The following is a 4,554-nucleotide window of genomic DNA, read 5'->3' on the forward strand; positions in this document are numbered from 1 at the left end:
GGTTGTCTCCGGTGAGGCCACGGCCGTGATCTCAGCCATTCGGGCGCCCACCGCAGTGACGCGGTGGGCGCCCGAATCACGTGGTGGCGGTACGCTGAACCGAACGTCAAACCTGGCCGTGTAGTCCATCATTGCCGCGTATTCCATCGTCGCCATGTATCCCGTATTTGTCGAAAGGTTCCACTGTGTCCGAACTTCCGCAGGCTTCTTCCGACCGGCAGGCTCCGGCAGCGCCTTCGGTCACCGTTCTTGCAGGTCCCACCGCCGTGGGCAAGGGCACCGTGTCCACGTTCGTCCGGGACCACTACCCGCAGGTCTGGTTGTCGGTTTCGGCCACCACCCGTAAGCCTCGCCCGGGCGAGGTGGAGGGCGTGCACTACTTTTTTGTCACCGATGAAGAGTTTGACCGCATGGTGGGAGCCGGAGAGATGCTCGAGTGGGCCGTGGTCCACAACTCCTACCGGTACGGCACTCCGCGAGCCAAGGTGATGGAGGCCGTGGGGGATGGGCGCAAGGTCCTGTTGGAAATTGATCTGCAAGGTGCCCGGCAGGTGAGGGAGTCCATGCCGGAGGCCCAGTTCGTGTTTCTGGCCCCGCCCACGTGGGAGGATCTGGTGGCCCGGCTCACGGGACGTGGGACGGAGACACCAGAGGAACAGCGCGTCCGCCTGGAAACCGCTAAGATAGAACTCGCGGCTGAATCCGAATTCGATCACACGGTGATTAATGACCGGGTTGAGGCCGCTGCGGCAGCGTTGGTTGAACTCATGGGTCTGGATCCAACTCCCAACGCGTCCTGAGCCGCTCACAGACATCCACATGGTTGGGAGCAATCTTTTGTCCATTCAGAACCAGGGCATCATCGAGCCGCCGGTTGACCGCCTGCTAGCCAAGTCCGATTCCAAGTACGGACTGGTGATCTTTGCAGCACGCCGCGCACGTCAGATCAACGCGTACTACTCGCAGCTGCACGAAGGCTTGTTCGAGTACGTGGGCCCGCTGGTGGATGTTGACTTGAACGAAAAGTCTCTGTCCGTCTCCCTGCGGGAGATCGATGAAGGTCTGATCAACTCCACCGCCGTGGAGACCGCAGGCTTCTCCGAGAACGGCCAGTTGGTCGCCGAGTCCACTATTGGTGCCACGGACTTCTACGGTGAGGACTTCTTCGGTTCTGAAGCCGAGCTGGATTCCTCCATGGTCTTCTCCGACACCCCGCTGGTTGCCGAAGATGCTGAAACCGTTTCTGATGATGACGGTGCCGAGCTTGCCTCTGAGGAACTGGCACCCGAGTCGGTGGCAGCTGAGGAGCAGGCAGACGTCTCCGCAGAAGATCTCTGAGCAGACACCACGCCACATGCGCATCGTTCTGGGCGTAGGAGGGGGCATTGCCGCATACAAGTCGGCAATGCTCCTTCGTCTTTTCTCCGAAGCCGGCCACCACGTGGTGCCCATTCCCTCTCGTGCGGCCTTGGAGTTCGTGGGGGCGGCAACGTGGGAGGCCCTGTCCGGTGAAGAGGTCAGCACGGAGGTTTTTGACCGTGTTCCCACGGTGAACCACGTGGGTCAGGGCCAAGCCGCTGACCTTGTGGTGATTGCCCCGGCAACCGCGGACCTACTAGCACGGGCCGCTCACGGTCATGCCGATGACCTGCTCACCACCACATTGCTGGCCACTGAAGCTCCGGTGCTCTTTGCCCCGGCCATGCACACGGAGATGTGGGCCAATCCTGCCGTGCAGGAAAACGTGGCCATCTTGCGCCGCCACGGACACACCGTGTTGGAACCGGCAGTGGGCCGTCTGACCGGCAAGGACTCGGGTCCGGGACGGCTGCCGGATCCAGAAATCATCCGGGATGCCGCGTTGACTCTGGTGCAAGAAGCCAGCTCGGCACTGGTGAACGAACCAGGGGCGGATCTCCCGCTGACCGGGCTGCGCGCCGTCGTTTCCACGGGTGGCACTCAGGAGGCTCTGGATCCGGTGCGGTACCTGGGCAACCGATCCTCCGGAAAGCAGGGACTGGCGGTGGCCCGCGCCTTGGCCGCAGCCGGTGCTGACGTTGACCTGGTGGCAGCCCATGTTGACGTCCCGTTGCCGCAGCAGCGAACACAGACCAACGGCGGGCCCTCCATGGGCGTGACTCGCGTGGGGTCGGCACTGGAGCTCAAGGAGGCCATGGAGGCATCCGCCCACGACGCTGACATTGTGGTGATGACTGCGGCTGTGGCGGATTTTCGTCCGGCGCAGGTGGCCGGCACCAAAATCAAGAAATCCACGGACAACGATGACGCCCCCGTGATCCAGCTGGTGCGCAACCCGGACATTCTGCGCTCACTGGTGCAACAGCGCCAGGACCAGGCACGCGATCAACTGATTGTGGGCTTTGCCGCAGAAACCGGTGACGACCAGAACGATCCCGTCTCCCTGGGGCGGCAGAAGCTGGCGCGCAAGGGCTGTGACCTGTTGTGTGTCAATCAGGTGGGAACGGACCTGGTGTTCGGTCAGGACACCACTGCGGTCACCATTCTGGCTGCTGACGGCAGTGAGCCGGTGACGGTGGCCGGATCCAAGGATGATGTTGCGCAAGCCTTGACCGAGCGGATCGTGCGCCTGCACCAGCGCAGCCACTGAGTACGACCTGATCAGCTGCGCGCCCGGCGGTGGCGAACTCCTAGCCTGTGCTGTCCGTGCTGTTGGGTACCCTGGTGTGCGTGACTTCCACCCCTGATTCTCTTCACGGTTCCGCCGCTGCTGTCGGCGGTGCTGCGGGCCGTTCCAGCTTGTTCACCTCCGAGTCCGTCACGGAGGGGCATCCGGACAAGATCTGTGACCGCATCTCCGATTCCATTCTGGACGCCCTGCTGACCAGTGACCCCAATTCCTCCGTGGCCGTGGAGACCATGGCCACCACAGGTCTGGTTCACGTTGCCGGTGAGGTGAAGTCCCACGGGTACGTGGACATCCCGGCCATTGTGCGCAAGACCATCCTGGACATCGGGTACAACTCCTCCGTCCAGGGTTTTGACGGCAAGTACTGCGGTGTGTCGATTTCCGTGGGGGAGCAGTCCCCGGAGATTTACGACGGCGTGTTCAACTCGCTGGAGAACCGTGAGGGCACGGCCAAGGACCCCCGTGATGCGCAGGGTGCAGGGGACCAGGGCATCATGTTCGGCTATGCCTCCAACGAGACCGATGTGTTGATGCCGGCACCCATTCACTGGGCGCACCGGCTCTCCGAACAGCTCACCCGGGTGCGCAAGACCGCGATCCTCCCGGAGCTGCGCCCGGACGGAAAAACTCAGGTCACGTTGCGTTATGACGGCATGACGCCGGTGGCGGTGGACACCGTGGTGGTTTCAGCCCAGCACGCCGAAAGCTATGACCTGGACCAGTTGCGCCATGACGTCCACGAGTCCGTGATCCAGCCTGTGTTGGAGGAATCCGGACTGGATCTGAGCCAGGTCAAAATCATCATCAACCCGGCCGGGAACTTCATCACGGGTGGTCCGGTGGGGGATGCCGGATTGACCGGACGGAAAATCATTGTGGACACCTACGGCGGCATGGCCCGCCACGGCGGTGGTGCCTTCTCCGGCAAGGACCCCTCCAAGGTGGACCGCTCTGCCGCATACGCCATGCGCTGGGTGGCCAAGAACATTGTGGCCGCGGGTCTGGCGGACCGGGCCGAAGCCCAGGTGGCTTATGCGATTGGCAAGGCCCGCCCGGTGGGTGTGTACGTGGACACCTTCGGCACCGAAAGCGTGGACCCGGCCGCCATTGAACGCGCTGTCCTGGAGGTCTTTGACCTGCGGCCGTTGGCCATCATTGAGGAACTTGACCTCAAGCGCCCCATCTACGCCAAGACCGCAGCCGGCGGACACTTCGGCCGCAAGGACTCGGATTTCACGTGGGAACGCACCAATCGTGCTGACCAGCTGCGGTCTGCCGTGAATGCCTGACACCAGCGGGCCCTCAGCGCAGCAGCCGCAGTACCCCTCAGCTCAGCGCCCGCAGGACCACACAGCACAGCAGCGGCCGGAGCACATAGCGGGCGAACAACTGGAGTTGTTGGCGGTGGCTGATTCCGCGCCACCGCGCAGGGATGCAGGCGCTGGCGGTGCGGGCAATCGCCGAGCACGGACCGGGTCATCGGCTGGGACCGGCAAGCGATCTGGCGGCGGTGGTCATGACCACGCCCCGGCATATCTGGCGGAGGATCTGCCGGTGGCCCGGGTGATCCTGGAGAGTCACGTGCCACATCTGGATCGGGTGTTCGACTACGGCGTGCCGCGCGATCTGGCGGATCAGGCACAACCCGGAACCAGGGTGCGGGTGCGTTTTGGTGGTCAGCAGATGATGGGGTGGCTGATCGAGCGGGCCCAGGATTCCCAGGTGTCACGGGACCGCCTGCAGCCGCTGCAGCGGGTGGTCTCAGCCTGTCCGGTTCTCACGGAGTCCACGGTGGCCGTGGCGCGTCTGGTGGCGGCCCGTCATGCGGGAACGCTCTCCGACGTCCTGCGCGCGGTAGTTCCGCCGCGAGTGGCTGCCGTGGAGAA

4 protein-coding genes and 1 pseudogene are annotated in these 4,554 nt (G+C 63.7%); all 5 read left to right on the forward strand.

The window, feature by feature from the left end; translation table 11 throughout:
• Window positions 1-185 precede the first annotated feature (185 nt).
• Window positions 186-800, forward strand: coding sequence for a guanylate kinase (gene gmk / locus L979_RS06850; RefSeq protein WP_047690825.1), 615 nt, complete (start codon window positions 186-188; stop codon window positions 798-800).
• A gap of 37 nt (window positions 801-837) precedes the next feature.
• A complete protein-coding gene (gene rpoZ, locus L979_RS06855) occupies window positions 838-1,338 on the forward strand; it encodes a DNA-directed RNA polymerase subunit omega (RefSeq protein WP_047690832.1) in 501 nt (166 codons plus the stop codon).
• Window positions 1,339-1,354: 16 nt separating this feature from the next.
• Window positions 1,355-2,629 (forward strand): bifunctional phosphopantothenoylcysteine decarboxylase/phosphopantothenate--cysteine ligase CoaBC, encoded by a 1,275-nt coding sequence (gene coaBC, locus L979_RS06860; RefSeq protein ID WP_047690827.1) that lies wholly within the window; start codon window positions 1,355-1,357, stop codon window positions 2,627-2,629.
• Window positions 2,630-2,778: 149 nt separating this feature from the next.
• The gene (metK, locus tag L979_RS06865) at window positions 2,779-3,957 is read left to right on the forward strand and encodes a methionine adenosyltransferase (RefSeq protein ID WP_047690835.1); all 1,179 of its coding nucleotides are present in this window, start codon (window positions 2,779-2,781) and stop codon (window positions 3,955-3,957) included.
• A pseudogene (locus tag L979_RS06870) lies at window positions 3,950-4,554 on the forward strand (primosomal protein N'); the annotation flags it as partial. The gene metK and the pseudogene L979_RS06870, both read left to right, overlap by 8 nt.

It is taken from the genome of Kocuria sp. ZOR0020, assembly GCF_000800955.1.
Classification (GTDB): domain Bacteria; phylum Actinomycetota; class Actinomycetes; order Actinomycetales; family Micrococcaceae; genus Kocuria; species Kocuria subflava.